Source organism: Leucobacter insecticola (genome assembly GCF_011382965.1).
Lineage (GTDB): Bacteria > Actinomycetota > Actinomycetes > Actinomycetales > Microbacteriaceae > Leucobacter > Leucobacter insecticola.
On sequence record NZ_CP049934.1, the window covers coordinates 592,679 to 608,149 of the forward strand.

A 15,471-nucleotide genomic window follows, 5' to 3' on the forward strand; every position below is an offset into this window, starting at 1 on the left:
ACTCGCTAGCGCTCGCTCAACCGGCGGGGTCGCTAGACTCTCCCGCCACCTCGTGCTCGGCGGCGAAGAGCCGGGAGTCCGAGTACGAGGCCCAACGTCAGGAGTCCGAGTCCGCCGAGCCACGCGGCCCAGGCATCGCTGCCGGTTGAGGCCAGCCAGCCGCTCCTTGGAGTGTTCACCGGGGTCGTCCATGGTGTCGGCGGTGTTGGCGGCGTCGGCGGCACCGGTGGGTTTGTCGGCGGTGTCGCGTTGCAGTTTGGCGTGGCCGGCGGGTAGACGACCACCGCCGCAGAGGAGGGATTGATCCGGATCTCCATCACGGCCTCCCCGCGGAGGTTGTAGAACGGAGCGTTTGGATCGAGCACCCAGCTGCCGTCTGGGTTCTGAGTCCAACCGGGCCAAGCAATGGGGTTGCCCGCGGCGTCGACCGCGGCGCCCGGCCAGAGCAACTGTCCCTCAAGAGGGGTGCCATCTGCCCACCCACTCGGCACGTCGATGGGGTCGACCTGCGATGCACCGTCCGCGAGCAACGCTGCGGCGTCACCCGCGTCAATCGATGGATCCCGATTCTCGTAGGCGTCAAGCGTCCACCAGATGAGCGAGATTGTTGGCACATCGGCCACGTTGAACGGGGTTACCGAGTAGCTTGCATAGGGCGTGTCTGCCCGGCAGACCGCATCGGCCTCAACTGCGATCGTTTTCACCGGAGTCGTGACGCTCGCGCAGTTGTCGCTTTCGATGTTGTCGGTGCCAGCACCCTCCGAGACGCACGCCGTGTTGACGATCGGCGGGTAGGGATCCGATTCGCTCGGACGAGGGAGGGCGCCGACGCTCACGTCAAAGGTGAACACGGCGACCTCGCCGGCCATGAACTGCTCGGGATAGTCCGCGATGAATACGCTGTCACTGAATGCGGCGGTCCAGCCATCCGGGGCGGACAGCGTGCCTTCCACGTAACTCAGGCCGGTCGGCAGCGGATCCGTCACGGTCACCGCCTCAGCGGGATCCTGCCCCGTGTTGGTTACCGTGATGGTGTAGCTGATTACCTCATCCTTCCCGGTATCGACGGCGCCCTCCGGGATCGGTGCGTGCGTCTTTTCGATACCGAGATTGACGTCCCGCACACGGTCGGTGGTGTCGCAGTCATCGGGCTCGAGGAGCACCGCGGGTGGGTCTGCAAACGGATTGGCAAGATCCGGCATGCTGACCGGGCACTCGCCGCCGGGGGTTCCCGGGGTGGCGACGTTGTTGAGCGTCTCCCCGTGAGCATCGGCGTGCACCGTGACCGCGTAGCTGATGGTGGCCTCCGGATCGCCCGCCGCCATTGTCGGGATGTCCCAGCGCAACTGCTTCGTGACCGGATCAAACGTCAGACCCGGGAGAGCGGCTGCACGAGGTTGGCCTCATCGAGGACATCGCTGAGATCGTCGAGCGCGGTTGCCCCCGTCACGGTTGCGTCGCTCGTGTTCAGTGCATGCAGTGTGTAGGTGATCGTCGATGAGGGATCAACGATGCTGCCAGATGCCGGATCGCTGGTCTTGGTGAGGCGCCAACCCGGCGTGACGTGGGTCGTCTCGCACGATCCCTCGCAACTTGAACCCACGGGCGGCGTCACCACATTGTGTAGCGTCTCATCGAATGCGTCGTCGTTGATGAGCACGGTGTACTCGAGTGTCGCGGTGCCCGTGAGCGTGTCGATCTGCCAGTCGAGCGTGCTGCTCGCCGCGCCCAGTGTTGCCGTGCCCACTGACGGGTTCGGCTCGCCCTGCAGCGTAGCGTTGTCAAGCACATCAGCGAGATCATCGGTGATGAGCAGGTCCGTCGGATACACGCCGCCGGTGTGGGTCGCGGTAATCGTATAGGTCACCGTGGTGCCGGGGAGGACGGTGGATCCGCTCGCTGGGGTGCTGGACTTCGAAACGGTCCATGTGGGTGCAAGAGCCGTGTTGATGATCGTGCAGCTCACCTTTTCACCCTCGGCAAGGGTGATCGTGGAACCCGCAAGCACCCCGCCATCACAGCTCCACGTGCCTGCCTCGTATCCCACCGCGGTGCCCGCTTCGGAGAGATCGTAGGATCCCACCTTCACCTGTGCGTTGGTAATGCTGGCGTCCCCGGTGACCCCGGTGATCGGGGTGGGGCCGGATCCTGTCAGCGTCCAATCACCGGGTTCCCCGCTGCCGCCCGTGGCGCCGTTTTCGACGACCTTGATGAGCGTGAGTTCGGGGAGAGCGCGGTGTTCGTGATCGTGCAGATGACATTGCCGCCGGTGGGCACGGTAACGGCTTGGCCGCCGAGAACGGTATCGAAGACCACACCACCCTCACAGATCCAGTCACCGGCGTCGAAACCGCCCGGTCCTTCTTCAGAGAGGGTGTAGTCCCCCCCGAAGACCGAGACGGTTTCGACGCCGCCGCCCGCCCTGACGCCCGTTCCGTTGCCTGATACTGACTCCTGGCCCGCGATACCGTTGGGGGTGGCCGTTAGCGTCCACTCCGCAGGGAGCCTCGTGCTGCCAGTGTCACCCTGCTCAACCTCTTTGATGAGGGTGAGCGTTGCGGGACGATCCGCGTTGGTGAAGGTGCACACGACCTCGTCACCGAGAGCGAGTGTCGCGGTCGGATCCGCAAGGCTCGTGCCCAGGAGCTCGCCGTCGTTGCTGCAGACGAGGCCGCTCAGCTCGTAGCCGATGGGGTCGATGTTGGTTTCACCCAGAGTGTAGGTGCCGATTTGGACCGGAACCTGGGTGGTGGCAGGTGTCCCGCTGAGGCCGTTTACGGTGGTGGGGCCCGTGGCGCTCAGCGGGAACTCGTTCTCCGCACGGCTGCCGCCGTGGGAATTCTGAACCTCTTTTTCGAGGGTGAGAGTTGGCGCGATCGCCGTGTTCGTGATCGTACAGATCACATTTTCTCCGGGGGACAGGGTGACGGAGGACGCGTCCGAAGATGTCGCCCCCGTGCAGCTCCAGTCGGAGGCGTCGTATCCTCCGGGGCCGGTCTCCGCGAGGTCATATACGCCCGCGGCCACCGACTGCGCCGTCACCTCGGGGCTTCCGGCTGCACCGCTGACGGTGTCGGTTCCGGTCGCGCTGAGCGTCCAGGCGGAGGCAGCCGTCGTGGCGCCGGTGGTGCCGTTATCGACGACCTTGACGAGGCTCAGCGTCGCCGCTTGATCCGTATTCACGAATACGCAGCGGACGTTTCCGAGGGCCTGGACAGTGACCGACGTTGTCGCCTCGAATGTGCCGTTCGGGCCGGTGTCACACTTGAGGGATTCGAGGGCGTAGCCGGAGGGACCGCTCTCGCTCAACGCGTAGGTGGTGCCGGGGCGAACTGAAACGGTCTCACCCGTTTCGCTCCCCGTCACTGTCTCGGCTTCGAGCCCGGAGGGGAACGTGCCCGTTGGGCTTGCCGTCAGTTCCCAGTCCGCGGGTTCGCGTGTGCCACCGTCATCGTTGGTGACCTGCTTGATCAGCGTGAGTGACGCGGTCTGGTTGACGGCGGTGCACTGGACGCGGAATCCCAGGGGTACGATCACGGCACCGTTGATCCCGTCTGCAAAACCGGGGATGACGTTTCCCTGGTCGTCAACCTGCAGGCACTGCCAGCTGCCGGTTGACGGGAGCTGCGGGTTGCCGCCCTGGGTGATGGTCTGGGTGTAGAGCTGGCTGCCACTCGACTCCGCAAGAGGGTAGCGGGTGTTGGGGGTGACCTCCGCGGTGGCACCGCTTGAGCCCGAAGCGCCGTTCGGTCCGGGCAGTGCGCCCGCTGGTGCGACGGCGTCGAGGGTCCAGCTGGCCGGATCCGCGTTGCCTCCCTGCACCACTTTCTTAAGGGTGAGTTGCGCGGTGCAGGTGACCACGTTCGTGATCGTGTAGGTGTTGTCCGCCGTGATCGTGGCGGAGTAGGGGAGCGGAAGATCAACCGGGGCGCCGTTGTGGAGGGTGATCCTTTGGCTGGTCAGGGAGCAGAGCTCGCGTCCGGTGAAGGTTACCTCCTCGTTGATTTCTAAGGTGCTGCCAACGGTGAGGCCGCCGCGCGGATCGCCCCACGCCTGGTCGGTGCCGCCGAGCGTGAGCTGACCGTCAATGCCGATGGGCTGGTTGCCGTTGCTGTACGTGACGCCATTGACCACCCAGGTTTTGTCAACGGCGAGGCTTGCCAGCGGAGCCGGTGGGCGATTGTAAACGGTGCATGAAATTGCCGCACTCGCGGGGGCTTCAACCGAAAAGGCCGTTGCGTGAAGCGGATCGTTGACGACGGGGACGGAGGCTCCGGTCGAGATGTTCACACACACGCCGCGGGCACCTCCCTGGGTGACGAGGGTGTAGCCGGGCTGCTGGGTTTCCGCGAGGGTGATGGTTCCCACGGTGGTTCCGCCTGCATAGTTGAGGGGGAAGTTCACCGCGCCGGTGTCATTGGTGACACTGCTCTGTGATGCTGGCGTGACCCCGGGGAGCTTGTCGTAGCGGTGAAGTTCCACCCAGCGGCAGGAGATGCTCCCGTGATGTCTTCGCCTGAGGTGGTCGCCGAAACGACCTGCTTGACGACGGACACCGAACCCGCGCAGTTTCCGAGGGCGAGCTCACGGAGAGCCTCGCCGGCGGCGGCGTAGTCGCTGCTCTGGTAGTAGTCCGATCCGGCTATCGGTCCGGAGATGGCGCGGAGGTTGTCGGGGGAACCGTTGACGCCGTCGCCCACACCAAAGGCGATTACCTTGGTGCCTTCCGCTTTGACCGCATTCGCGGAAAAAATGCCGTTCTCAACTTCCCGGAAACGGGTTCTGTTTCCGGGTCCCTCGGCTTCGGCGTAGGAGGTTGGGTTGCCGTCGGTGAGCACGATAGCAACATCAAATTGCGAAGTGCTTGCGGCGACCTGATAGATGCCGCGGTCCCAGTTGGTGGTGCTGCCCGCGGTGTAGCTATCGATCCGGTTCTTGACGGTGGTTGCGCCCGCGGTCGTCGAGACGTTCGTCGAGTTCAGGTTCGCCCCGTGGGAGCTGGCGCATTCGCGGCAAAGGTGAACAGTGCCACCTGGCTGGGCGTGCCGGTGAGGGCATCCACGAAGCCCTTGGCCGCAGCCCGCATCTGGGTGATGTAGGGCGACACCGAGCCCGAGAGGTCAACCACCAGGGCAACGCGAATGCCGCACTGCTGCGGGAACGAGGGGTTGTTGCGGGAGTTCTGCCAAATGCCGCCCGAGGCGTTGTTTTCTGAACCCGAGGCGATCATGAAGTTCACGGTCGAGCGGTAGGTGGTGTTCGCGAGTAACTGGTTTCCGGTGCGGAACTGGTATGCGAGGCTGCTTGGCGTGGTGCCCGCGGCGAGCGTGGAGTTGGCGAAATAGCCCGTGGGTGCGCCAGCCTGCTTGATCCAAAAACGGGCGTTGCGGTTGACGCCCGCGGGGTTGCCGCCGCTCGCGTCTTGGGTGTCGGGGATGGTGAAACTGCAGTCGCCGGCGCTGTCAGACACGCAGCTTGCCCACGGTTCGGGGCGGGGCGCGGGATTCGGGCCGCCACCCCCACCGCTGTACAACTGCAGGGTGACGCCCGCGAGGCCCGAGACGCTGGTGATGCTCGTGCGATCACCCGCGACGGAAACGGTGATCACCGAGGATGTGGCGGAGGGAGCCGGCACGAGGAACGGGGTGATTTCCGCTGCTGCCATTTGGGGTTCTGCGGTCGTGTCCACCTTCTTCGTTTTTTCCTTGGCGGGCGCCTCCGTCGGTGTTGGCGCTTCTGTCGGCGTCGGAGACGGCGTTGGTGGCGCCGACGGCTCGGGAGTAGGTGTGCTCGGGGTGCTCGGGGTGGGCGTTTCCTGCGATCCTTCTTTGCCCCCTTTTGTAACCGGGGCAGTGGGTTCGGGCTCAGGATCGACGGGCACGGTTGTCATCGTGTCGTCGCTCGCCTGCGCTACAACGCCACTTCCCAGGTCCATAAATGTCATTCCACTGACTAACAGCGGCGTTAACACGAAAGCCATGATGTACCCGGAGGGATGAGAAGAATCTCCGTTGATTCGAAACATGATCAGCTCCTGCCAAGTTTGGCAACCCCACCATAGAGCGCCTTCTTGCCGATCACGCTATGCAGTCACTCGCGGATCCGGCACCGTGGGAATTACGTAGATTTGGGGAGCTGTTCGCGAAACAAGTTTTATTCTACGTACGTTGACGAAATTTGTAGCGGGTGCTTTACTGGCATTTGGCTCTGAGGGCGCGTAGTTCTCGACGGAGATCCCGATCCAGCTAGGTGCCGCGCAGGAAACAGTTGAAGTGTCGAAGGAGACAAAAATGGCAACGCGTCGAACGGGTTCAGTGCTTGCGGGGGCAGCCACGCTCATGATGATGCTCTCGGGGTTCGGCTCGCCGAGCACCGCTAGCGCCACGGCAGGAAGCGAGACTGAGCTTACTTTTGTCGTGACAAACGATTTTCACGGCCGTATCGACGCAAACACGGTGCGCTGGGCCGGCACCATTGAGGAACTGCGGGCGGACGCGGAGCCATCGATGTTCCTGAGCGTTGGTGACAACTTTGGCAACTCCCTCTACGCGTCATCCGTGCAGGGCGAGAAGCCAACAGTCGATGTACTCAACGCGCTTGAGCTTGAAGCTTCGGCTGTCGGCAACGGTGATCTCTTTATCGGGTACGACAACTTTAAGAAACTTGCTTCAGAACGTATGCAGTCGCCCTATCTGGCAGCGAATATTGTTGATGCCACCACGGGTGCTCCCCTGTTTGAGCCCTATATTATTCGGGAGCTCGGAGGGGTTCGCGTCGGGATTATTGGCGTGGTGACACCTGACACCCAGGTGCAGTTCCCTGGGGGGAACCCCAAGTTTCTTCCTCTCGTCCCCGCGCTGAATGAGGCGGCCGCAGAGATCGAGGATCAAAACCTCGCTGATGTTACGATCGCGCTCATACACGAAGGTGGGGGTTTGAACGCGCCGCCCGCCACGCTCGAGGATGAGATGGCCACCGGCGGCATGCTCGCGACTATCATCACTCAGGCCGCTCCGAGTATCGATGCGCTCCTCACCGCGCACACGCACAACCAGTACGTCTACAACGCTCCAGTGCCGGGGGATCCCGAACGGACCCGCCCGGTGATTCAAGGGGCCGCGTTTGGTCAGGGGGTTGGGGAGGTGAAACTGCGATACAGCCGCGATCAGGGCAAGGTGGTGGCATCGTCAGCCCGCGCTGTTGCGCTGACTGTTACGCCTGAGCAGAGCCTCATCGCGAACTACCCGCGCGTTGCTTCGGTGAGCGGGATCGTCGACGCGGCGCTCGAGGTCGCGGAGCAGGAGGGAAACCGGCCAGCTGGACAAGTGACAGCCCCAATCACGACGGCGTTCAGCGGCGGCGCTTACGGCGAGGGCGGCTACGCGGGCGGATCATCCGGCAATCGAACGCTCGAATCGTCACTCGGCACACTCGTCGCCAATATGTTCCGTGATGTACAACAGGATCAGCCGCGACCGCCGCAGTTTGGGCTCACGATTCCGAACTTCATCCGCAACGACCTCATGCCGGATGACCAGGGGAATGTTTCGGTGATGCGAGTGATAGAGACCTTCACGATTCGCGATTCCATTGTGGCAGCTGACGTTACGGGGGCGCAGCTCAAGGCACTCTTTGAACAGCAGTGGCAGCACACGCTCGGGGGAGAAGCGAAGGGCTACATCCAACTGGCACTCTCAGACAACATCAGCTACACCTACGATGACACCCGTCCGGTGGGGGATCGCGTCACGTCGATCACGCTCGATGGGCACCCGGTCGATGCTGCGATGAGCTATCGGGTGGGTCTATCAGGGGCGATTCTGATTGGGATCGTGAACTTCCACGAGGGTGTGAACCTTGGCGGTGTGACGGAATCTGGGCTGCTCGATGTCGAAGGGTTTCAGCGGTATTTCGCTCAACAGAGTGCCGCGGGCCCGATTGCGCCGTCGTTCGCGAAGCACGGGGTGAAGATCGTTGACGTCGAAGGCTCCGCGCTGAGCGGTGATCCTGCCGCCGCTGGTGTTTCTGCTCAAGGGACGCAGCTTCCGACTGTGCAGCCGGGAGCCGTGATCGAGTTTGAAGTTTCGGCGCTCGATCTCACGAGCCTTGGGGCACCCCAGAACACCGAGCTGACCGTGCTGTTGAACGGAAAGACACAGCTCACCGCCCCCGTCATCGATGGCGCAGCGCGCGTCCGTTTTGCCGTGCCCGAGGCGCTACAGGGCAAGGCAGTGGAAATGGAGTTGCGTGCCGACCCGAGCGGGACGGTGGTGCAGCGTGGTTTTCTGGTCGCCGCCAGCGCGGATGGGGGAGGCGAGACAGGTAACCAGGGAGGGTCTGGTGGTGGTGCAGCTCCCAGTGACCGCAGCCCCATTGGTAGTGATGCGGTTCCGCTGGCTGAGACCGGCAGCGGCGGTCCTTTTGGGTGGGCAGCGCTCGCGGGTGTAGCTGTGCTGGCTGGAGCGATCCAGCTCGCGCGTCGCCCCACGGTTCGCGCCAAACGATAGCGAAGCGCTCCGGCACCTCAGCCGGTTCTCACTGCTCAGCCGGTAAAAAACGTCCGAAATGAACCGGCTGACGTGTGAGAACCGGCTGAGGTGTTTCGGGCGGCGGGATTCGAATTGTCTTAATTTCTAATCATCAGATGAATATAAGTGTATGCTTACCTTGATCGCGTGTTTCGATATAAGGAGTAAACGTGACTAGGTTCCTCAGCCCGAAGTCTGCCGTTCGTGGTGTGACGTCAGTCGCTCTCGTACTGGGGGCAGCCCTGCTGCTTTCCGCGTGTAGCGGGGGTGGTCCCGCGAACGACGAAAAGAGTGCAGACGCAACCACGGTCACGATTACCGACAACCACGGCAAGGTCGAGGTGCCGGTGAACCCGAAGACGGTGGTCGCCCTCGACAACACCTCCTTTGACACGCTCAGTGCCTGGGATGTCGATCTGGCGGCGGTTCCGAAGGGCGTCATGGGTTCCGTGTGGCCCGAATACACTGATGACGAAAAGGTCATCGACGTGGGCAACCACCGCGAGCCCAACCTCGAGGCGATCGTCGCCGCGCAGCCTGACCTGATCATCGGGGGCTACCGTTTCGGCGACTACTACGACGAGATCAAGAAGCAGAACCCGCAGGCGGTCGTCATCGAGATTGCGCCGCGTGAGGGCGAAGACGTCTTCGCCGAGCTTGAGCGTCAGACAGAGATCCTCGGCCAGATATTTGACCGTGAAGACGACGCCAAGGCCCTGAACGACAAGCTCGAGGCCGCAATGGCAGACGCGAAGACCGCGTACAACGGCACTGACACCGTGATGGCCGTGAACACCTCCGCCGGCAAGATCGGGTACATCGCTCCGGAGACAGGCCGCGCGCTCGGCCCCGTATTCCCTGCCCTCGGCTGGGTGCCCGCGCTTGAGGTTGAGGGTGGCACCAGCAACCACAAGGGTGACGACATCTCGGTTGAAGCGATCGCCGATTCGAATCCTGACTGGATTGTGGCGCTCGACCGCGACGCCGCCTTTGCGGTCGAGGATCGTGAGGCCGGATCCGCGCCCGCAACCGAGCTCATCAGCAACGCCGAGGCGCTGAAGAACGTCACCGCGGTGAAAGACGGACACATCGTCATTCTCGATGCCAACTTCTACCTGACCGAGGGGATTCAGGCCTACACGGAGCTCTTCAAGCAACTGGGCACTGCCTTCTCGGCGAAGTGAGCACGCTCGCCTCAACTGTTGAAGAACCACCGCGGCTGAAACAGCGCTGGTGGCCGCTCGCGACCGCGATTCTCGTGGTCGCGAGCCTGCTTGTTGCCTCCATCGCCATCGGGGTCTACGACATCACGGCCGACGATTTTGGTGGCGAACTGGTGTGGATCACCCGCGTCCCGCGGACCCTCGCGCTGGTGCTCGCCGGAGCCGCACTCGCGACGAGCGGGCTCGTGATGCAGATGCTGACGCAGAACCGCTTTGTTGACGCGACCACCTCCGGTACGACGGAGTGGGCGGCGCTGGGGCTCCTGCTCAGCGCCCTCCTGCTGCCGGATCTGGGGCTCGTCGGCAAGATGGTTGTCGCGAGCTGCTTCGCGTTTGTCGGCGCGATGCTGTTCATGCTGATCCTGAACAGGGTAGTGATACGCACCACTCTGGTGGTGCCGCTCATCGGGATCATGCTCGGCGCGGTCGTGAGCGCGGCCACGACGTTTATCGCGGCGCAGTTCAACCTGCTGCAGATGCTGGGCACGTGGTTCATGGGCAGCTTCACCGCGGTGACCCGCGGGCGATACGAGGTGTTGTGGGTCGTGGCGATCGTCACGCTCCTGGTGTTTCTGCTGGCGGATCGCATCACCGTCGCGGGCCTCGGCAAGGACGTGGCGACGAGCGTCGGCCTGAACTATCGCGCGATCCTTTACAGCGGCACGGCGCTCGTCGCCATTGCCGCAGGGGTGACCGTGGTTGTGGTGGGGTTCTTGCCGCTGCTGGGCCTCGTCGTGCCCAACATCGTGTCGATGATTCGTGGCGATCACGTGCGTGCGAACCTGCCGTGGGTTGCGCTCGGCGGGATCGCGCTGGTGACAGTGTGTGACATTATTGGCCGCGTGATCATTCGTCCCTTCGAAGTGCCCGTGTCGATGGTGCTCGGGCTCGTGGGAGCCGTGGTGTTTATCACGCTGTTGCTGCGGCGGCAGCGAGGCTAGCAGCACCATGGCAAGCATAATTACGGTTCCGAGCAGCGGTCTGCCCGCACTCGAGACGTACGCGAAAAGTTCCTGGTGGCACCGAGCATGGCCGATTCTTGCCGTCACGGCACTCGCGCTGGTGTTCGCGGCCGGGATCCTGAGCTACGGAAACCCGGTGCCGATCGACAGCCCCGGGTACTGGATCATCGTGCAGTCGCGGCTGACGGCGCTCGGCACGATCGCCTTTGTCGCGGTGAGCCAGGCGCTCGCGACGGTGCTGTTTCACACGGCAACGAACAACCGCATCCTGACCCCCTCCATTCTTGGCTTTGACGCGCTGTATGTGCTGACGCAGACGGCACTGGTGTTCGTGTTTGGTGCGTCGGCCTCAAGCTTGGAAGGGATCCCGAAAATCCTGGCGCAGAGCGCGTTGATGGTGCTGTTTGCGACGCTGCTCTACGGCTGGCTGTTTTCGGGCAAGCGCCAAAATCTGCACCTGCTGCTGCTGGTTGGCGTGGTGCTCGGGATCGGCTTCGGATCCGTGTCCACGCTGATGCAGCGGCTGCTTACCCCAAGCGAGTTCGATGTGCTGAGCGCTCGGTTGTTCGGCAGTATCAGCAAGGGGAATCCCGAGTATCTGCCCTTTGCGGCCGCGATTGTTGGCGCGATCCTCGTGTTTGTGTGGCTGCGCCGCCGTACCTACGATGTTGTGTCTCTCGGCCGTGATGTTGCCATCGGGCTCGGCGTGAACTACCGGCGTGAGGTGCGCACGATCCTGATCCTCGTCGCCGTGCTGGTGTCGGTGGCGGTCACGATGGTCGGGCCGATGACCTTCTTCGGGTTCCTCGTGGCGACCCTGACGTATCAATTTGCGCGGGGTGATTCTCACGCGGAGAAGATCCCGCTCGCGATCGCGATTGGGATGGCGACGCTGCTCGGGGCAACGTTTGTTTTGAAGCACGTCTTCGCGGCCGCCGGACTTGTGACGGTGATTATTGAGTTTGCGGGTGGGATACTGTTTCTCGTCGTGCTGCTCAGGAAGGGAATGCGGTGAGTTCGGGATCTGCTGCGCTTTCTGACGGTGTTGCCGCCGAGCGCGAGACCGCGCGTGACGCGGGCATCGAGGTGGTCGGTGTTGATAAGCGCTACGGCGGTCGTCTGGTCTTGGGCCCGGTCGATCTGAGTATCGCGCGCGGCGGCGTGACGGCGCTGATCGGCCCCAACGGTGCCGGAAAGTCGACGCTACTGACCATCATCGGGCGCCTGCTCGATGCTGATAGTGGCCGCATTACGGTCGGCGGTTTTGACGTCCGGGCGACCAAATCGCAGCAGCTAGCGAAGGTCGTGTCGATCCTGAAGCAGGAGAACCACTTCACCGCGCGGTTGACCGTGCGCCAGCTCGTGACGTTTGGACGGTTTCCGCACTCCGCTGGCCGGGTGACCGAGGCTGACCGGCGCGCGATTCACGCCGCGATCGCGTTCCTTGATCTCGCCGGCCTGGAGGATCGTTTTATCGATGAACTCTCGGGTGGGCAGCGGCAGCGCGCGTTTGTGGCGATGGTGCTGGCACAAGATACCGACTTTGTGTTGCTCGATGAACCCCTGACCGGGTTAGACATGCGGCACGCGGTGGGCATGATGGGGCAGGTGCGGGCCGCCGCCGATGCGCTCGGTAAGACGATCATTCTGGTGGTGCACGACGTCAACTTTGCCGCCGCCTACGCGGATCGGATCGTGGCGCTCGCCGACGGCAAGGTGGTTGCGTCGGGTACTCCCGAGGAGATCATCACCGCCGAGGTGCTCGAGCGGGTGTTTGAGACCCCGGTCGAGGTGATCCAGCACGGCGGGCACCCGGTCGCGGTGTACTACCGCTCGTAGTGGAATCCTCGTCTCGTGAGTGCTTCAGAAAGCTCTTTGGATGGTTGTCTGGAAACTGAAGGGCGGAAGAACGCCACTCAGTTTCGGTTCTGCCGAGCGCGCCTCAATCCAATAACAACAAGAATCGCTATCCATAGCGCGATGAGCAAGCTGCCGGCGATGATCCCCACGAGCGGGCTGAGGCCCCAGAGAATGGTCCTCTCGCCGACGAAGTTGATAATTCCGTTCACGAGGATCCACCCACCGCTCGTGGCCAGCGCCACCGCACTGATGACAAACACCCAGTATCGAGTGGGGGTGTCGAGTGCGGCGCGTACTGCTTCGCGTAGTCACGGGGGTTGCCGAAAGTCTCGTAGGGGTTTTCTCCGGTGTCGATCAGGTGGTTTCGTGCTTGGCGAATGATATCTGTGATCTGATCATCGTTTGTATCGCGCACTTCCAGTGCAGCTTGGAGCTCGTCGAGATATGCGTCGACCTTGGTGCCAGTCATTTCGTTCCTTCCTGTGGGTTGATGAGTGTCCCGGTGCGAAAGGAAAATTCTGCCCACCTTTTACGCAATCTTTCGAGTTCCGCGGCCCCTCCCCGGTAATCGTAAAGAACTTGCGCCCCGGTCCACCCTCTCCTTCTCGCCAAGAGGACGCCAAAAGCCCCGCGGACTCGTACCTTGAAAGCAGCGGGTATAGCGTCCCGCCTTTGGCGCGACCCAGGCCGCCCTGTTCCAGTCGTTGCGCGATCAGATATCCGTAGGCCTCGCCCTCAGACAGGATCGACAGGATCGCGGGTCCGAGCACTCCGCGAAGCCATTCTGACGGCCACGCCTCCTCTTCCATAAATAGATCGTACTGCAATCTAGTTAGACAGACAGCCTAGGGGCCTCGCTGGATCAGACAAGCTGACGGGGGCGCATTTTCGTTATACAATAATGTCATGGAAACGAACGAGACGATTAACGGTGTTCCGGTCACTGAAGAGCAGATCGCCGCATGGGTCGCTGAGGCTGAAGCCGGCTACGACGCCGAGGTGCTGAAACAACGCGGACGTGGGCGCCCAGGGAGAGGTGCTGAGCCGTCTCAGGTGGTTGCGCTTCGTTTGACTGTCGATGAGATCACAGTTCTTGACGAACGCGCCCAGAATGCGGGCAAAACCCGGTCGGACGTGATTCGCGAAGCGCTACACCTTTCAGGCACGTGAGGGTCAACGACTCGGCTCTGAAACACGGGATTCTGGCCGAGGACGTGGTTCAGGCGGCGACGTGGGCGGTGTGGATTGAGGACATTGATGAAGCCTCGCCAGCCCGGCAGTTGAGGCTTGGGTTTGACAATAGCGGACGTCTGCTCGAGACCGTCGTGCTGGTGTTCGATAGCGGAAACGAACTGGTGATTCACGCGATGAAGGCGCGCCCGCACATGCAGAAATTACTCCCGGGGCAGTGACTCGTATTGCTGCCGTTTGGCTCTCTGTCGCTCACCCGCGAACGTCAAACAGCAGTTCCACCGCGGCGTGGGCCTCGGTGGCCTCGCCGGCGCGTCCCGCCTCCCGAATCCGCACGGCGGGGCGGTGCAGCAGGCGGCCCGCGAAGTGGCGCAGTGCCGCCTCGGTGCGCGCGCGAACCTCTGCCGCGTCGTCGGGCGCAATGCGCTGCAGCTCCTCGTTGAGGAGCTCGTGAACGTGCTCGCGCAGTGCGACCAGCGCCGGCATGGCGTCGTTCTCGGCTCGCGCGGCCGAAAACTCTGACACGGCGTCACGCACGATACCGCGAGCCTCTACCTCGGCGCTGAGTTCGGCGAGCGGAGCGTGTTTGGCGATGAGGTCGAGGTCAAGCAGCTCAATGCCGGGCACCAGCTCGGCCGCGTGTTCGACGTTACGGGGGACTCCCAGATCAATCACCAGGCGCGGTCTGGCCGCCGCGCGGGCAAGGGTTGTGGATCCGGTTGCCCTGCCGAACTCACCCCGGTTCGCGCGCCCCGCGACTGTCTGGCAGAAGGGCTGTCGCGCTGACCGCTGTGTGCGGTCCAAGATGTCGGCGCTGAAGATCGGTTCGTGCGCGAGGCTGGTGGTGACGATGAGATCGGCCTGCGCGAGGGCCTCCTCTAGCTCGGTCTCGGCGATCGCCGCGATCCCGTGCGATGCCGCGAACCCCTCCGCGCGGCCGGAAGGGGAATACACCGCGACCCGCTCGGCACCGCGTGCACGCAGCGCAGCGAGACTCGCCCCCGCGTACATCCCGGTGCCCACGAGCACCACGCGCGCGGTTGCCCAGTCCCCGATGCGGCTCTGCGCCATCGTCAACGCGAGCCGCACCAGGGAGCGGCCCGCGGTCTGCACGCCGGTGCGGTGTTTGATCTGGCGGGAGGTTCGCGCTGCGGTCTGAAACAGGCGTTCGATTTCGCTGGAGGTGCTTCCGCGCTCGCGGGCCTGCTCAAGCGAACGCCGCACCTGACCGGCGATTTCGCCCTCGCCGACCACGACGGATTCGAGCCCGCCGGCGACGGAAAACAGGTGCTCGACGGCGTCGAGGTCTGAGCGCACGACGAGCCGCTCACGCAGCTGCGGTTCTGCGATGCCCGTGATTCCCGAGACGCGGCTGATGCTCTGTTCGACCGCGGCGTGTGACGCGACGTCGAGATAGGCCTCGAAGCGGTTGCAGGTCGCAAGCACCACCGAGCCTTCGGTGAGCGTGGGATCCGCGAGCGCTTCGACCACTGGTGCGGTGTGTCGCTCGAGAGCGCCAAGAAAATCGAGATCGACGTTGCGGTGCTCAAAGGAGAGGCAAACTAACACGTCGTGGCGCCAACTTTCGTCGATTCGGGGGCGCAGCTGGCCGGATCCGGGACCCTGCTGTGGCGTGCGCTGCCGGGCGATTGCTGCCCGGATCCTGCAAACAACTTCATCAGATGAACATGCTAGCATCTTCATCTG

The 15,471-nt window shown here is 63.3% G+C and carries 16 protein-coding genes; 7 read left to right on the forward strand and 9 right to left on the reverse strand.

Annotated features, from left to right (window positions below; all coding sequences use genetic code 11):
* Positions 1–32: 32 nt before the first annotated feature.
* The 5 genes from G7067_RS02795 to G7067_RS02815 form a co-directional block, all read right to left on the reverse strand.
* Positions 33–1,325, reverse strand: coding sequence for a DUF11 domain-containing protein (locus tag G7067_RS02795; protein WP_166321814.1), 1,293 nt, complete (start codon positions 1,323–1,325; stop codon positions 33–35).
* Between the two features lie 44 nt (positions 1,326–1,369).
* Complete coding sequence (locus G7067_RS02800; protein ID WP_341872880.1) at positions 1,370–2,254, reverse strand: DUF7927 domain-containing protein; 885 nt, start codon at positions 2,252–2,254, stop codon at positions 1,370–1,372.
* Complete coding sequence (locus tag G7067_RS02805) at positions 2,152–4,482, reverse strand: prealbumin-like fold domain-containing protein (RefSeq protein WP_166321818.1); 2,331 nt, start codon at positions 4,480–4,482, stop codon at positions 2,152–2,154. The genes G7067_RS02800 and G7067_RS02805 overlap by 103 nt, the downstream gene beginning before the upstream one ends.
* Positions 4,401–4,838: a VWA domain-containing protein gene (locus tag G7067_RS02810; protein ID WP_166321820.1), complete on the reverse strand. Its 438-nt coding sequence runs from the start codon at positions 4,836–4,838 to the stop codon at positions 4,401–4,403. Before G7067_RS02810 ends, G7067_RS02805 begins: the two co-directional genes overlap by 82 nt.
* A gap of 140 nt (positions 4,839–4,978) precedes the next feature.
* Positions 4,979–6,025, reverse strand: a complete 1,047-nt coding sequence (locus G7067_RS02815) for a VWA domain-containing protein (RefSeq protein ID WP_166321822.1) — start codon at positions 6,023–6,025, stop codon at positions 4,979–4,981.
* Positions 6,026–6,290: 265 nt separating this feature from the next.
* Here G7067_RS02815 and G7067_RS02820 point away from each other — a divergent pair, with 265 nt between their 5' ends.
* From G7067_RS02820 to G7067_RS02840, 5 genes are all read left to right on the forward strand, one after another.
* Complete coding sequence (locus tag G7067_RS02820; RefSeq protein ID WP_166321824.1) at positions 6,291–8,507, forward strand: bifunctional metallophosphatase/5'-nucleotidase; 2,217 nt, start codon at positions 6,291–6,293, stop codon at positions 8,505–8,507.
* 191 nt (positions 8,508–8,698) lie between these two features.
* Positions 8,699–9,712, forward strand: a complete 1,014-nt coding sequence (locus tag G7067_RS02825) for a siderophore ABC transporter substrate-binding protein (protein ID WP_166321826.1) — start codon at positions 8,699–8,701, stop codon at positions 9,710–9,712.
* Positions 9,709–10,692, forward strand: a complete 984-nt coding sequence (locus G7067_RS02830) for an iron chelate uptake ABC transporter family permease subunit (RefSeq protein ID WP_166321828.1) — start codon at positions 9,709–9,711, stop codon at positions 10,690–10,692. Before G7067_RS02825 ends, G7067_RS02830 begins: the two co-directional genes overlap by 4 nt.
* Before the next feature lie 7 nt (positions 10,693–10,699).
* The gene (locus tag G7067_RS02835; RefSeq protein ID WP_166321830.1) at positions 10,700–11,728 is read left to right on the forward strand and encodes an iron chelate uptake ABC transporter family permease subunit; all 1,029 of its coding nucleotides are present in this window, start codon (positions 10,700–10,702) and stop codon (positions 11,726–11,728) included.
* 65 nt (positions 11,729–11,793) lie between these two features.
* The gene (locus G7067_RS02840) at positions 11,794–12,552 is read left to right on the forward strand and encodes an iron ABC transporter ATP-binding protein (protein ID WP_166325657.1); all 759 of its coding nucleotides are present in this window, start codon (positions 11,794–11,796) and stop codon (positions 12,550–12,552) included.
* 77 nt (positions 12,553–12,629) lie between these two features.
* On the opposite strand, the gene G7067_RS14020 is transcribed toward G7067_RS02840, so the two are convergent.
* The 3 genes from G7067_RS14020 to G7067_RS02850 are packed head-to-tail and all read right to left on the reverse strand — an operon-like array spanning position 12,630 to position 13,382.
* Positions 12,630–12,833: a hypothetical protein gene (locus tag G7067_RS14020; protein WP_244301215.1), complete on the reverse strand. Its 204-nt coding sequence runs from the start codon at positions 12,831–12,833 to the stop codon at positions 12,630–12,632.
* Entirely contained in the window at positions 12,779–13,042 is a 264-nt protein-coding gene (locus G7067_RS02845; RefSeq protein ID WP_166321832.1) for a hypothetical protein, read from the reverse strand. The genes G7067_RS14020 and G7067_RS02845 overlap by 55 nt, the downstream gene beginning before the upstream one ends.
* Entirely contained in the window at positions 12,969–13,382 is a 414-nt protein-coding gene (locus tag G7067_RS02850) for a PadR family transcriptional regulator (protein WP_244301216.1), read from the reverse strand. The genes G7067_RS02845 and G7067_RS02850 overlap by 74 nt, the downstream gene beginning before the upstream one ends.
* 97 nt (positions 13,383–13,479) lie before the next feature.
* Between G7067_RS02850 and G7067_RS02855 the strand changes: the two genes are divergently transcribed.
* Both G7067_RS02855 and G7067_RS02860 read left to right on the forward strand, forming a co-directional pair.
* The gene (locus G7067_RS02855; protein WP_166321834.1) at positions 13,480–13,743 is read left to right on the forward strand and encodes a ribbon-helix-helix protein, CopG family; all 264 of its coding nucleotides are present in this window, start codon (positions 13,480–13,482) and stop codon (positions 13,741–13,743) included.
* A complete protein-coding gene (locus G7067_RS02860) occupies positions 13,740–13,985 on the forward strand; it encodes a uracil-DNA glycosylase family protein (RefSeq protein WP_166321836.1) in 246 nt (81 codons plus the stop codon). Before G7067_RS02855 ends, G7067_RS02860 begins: the two co-directional genes overlap by 4 nt.
* A gap of 31 nt (positions 13,986–14,016) precedes the next feature.
* Here G7067_RS02860 and G7067_RS02865 read toward each other — a convergent pair whose 3' ends face one another.
* Positions 14,017–15,468 carry a glutamyl-tRNA reductase gene (locus G7067_RS02865; protein ID WP_244301217.1) on the reverse strand — a complete coding sequence of 484 codons (1,452 nt, stop codon included), beginning with the start codon at positions 15,466–15,468 and terminating at the stop codon, positions 14,017–14,019.
* Positions 15,469–15,471: the final 3 nt, after the last annotated feature.

What these genes read in the sequence shown, in the direction of transcription:
- G7067_RS02795 (WP_166321814.1), bottom strand. Translation starts at nt 1,325, where the DNA reads ATGGCGGCGGGCGATCCGGAGGCCACCATCAGCTACGCGGTCACGGTG.
- G7067_RS02815 (WP_166321822.1), bottom strand. Translation starts at nt 6,025, where the DNA reads ATGTTTCGAATCAACGGAGATTCTTCTCATCCCTCCGGGTACATCATG.
- G7067_RS02820 (WP_166321824.1), top strand. Translation starts at nt 6,291, where the DNA reads ATGGCAACGCGTCGAACGGGTTCAGTGCTTGCGGGGGCAGCCACGCTC.
- G7067_RS02835 (WP_166321830.1), top strand. Translation starts at nt 10,700, where the DNA reads ATGGCAAGCATAATTACGGTTCCGAGCAGCGGTCTGCCCGCACTCGAG.
- G7067_RS02845 (WP_166321832.1), bottom strand. Translation starts at nt 13,042, where the DNA reads ATGACTGGCACCAAGGTCGACGCATATCTCGACGAGCTCCAAGCTGCA.
- G7067_RS02850 (WP_244301216.1), bottom strand. Translation starts at nt 13,382, where the DNA reads ATGGAAGAGGAGGCGTGGCCGTCAGAATGGCTTCGCGGAGTGCTCGGA.
- G7067_RS02855 (WP_166321834.1), top strand. Translation starts at nt 13,480, where the DNA reads ATGGAAACGAACGAGACGATTAACGGTGTTCCGGTCACTGAAGAGCAG.
- G7067_RS02865 (WP_244301217.1), bottom strand. Translation starts at nt 15,468, where the DNA reads ATGAAGATGCTAGCATGTTCATCTGATGAAGTTGTTTGCAGGATCCGG.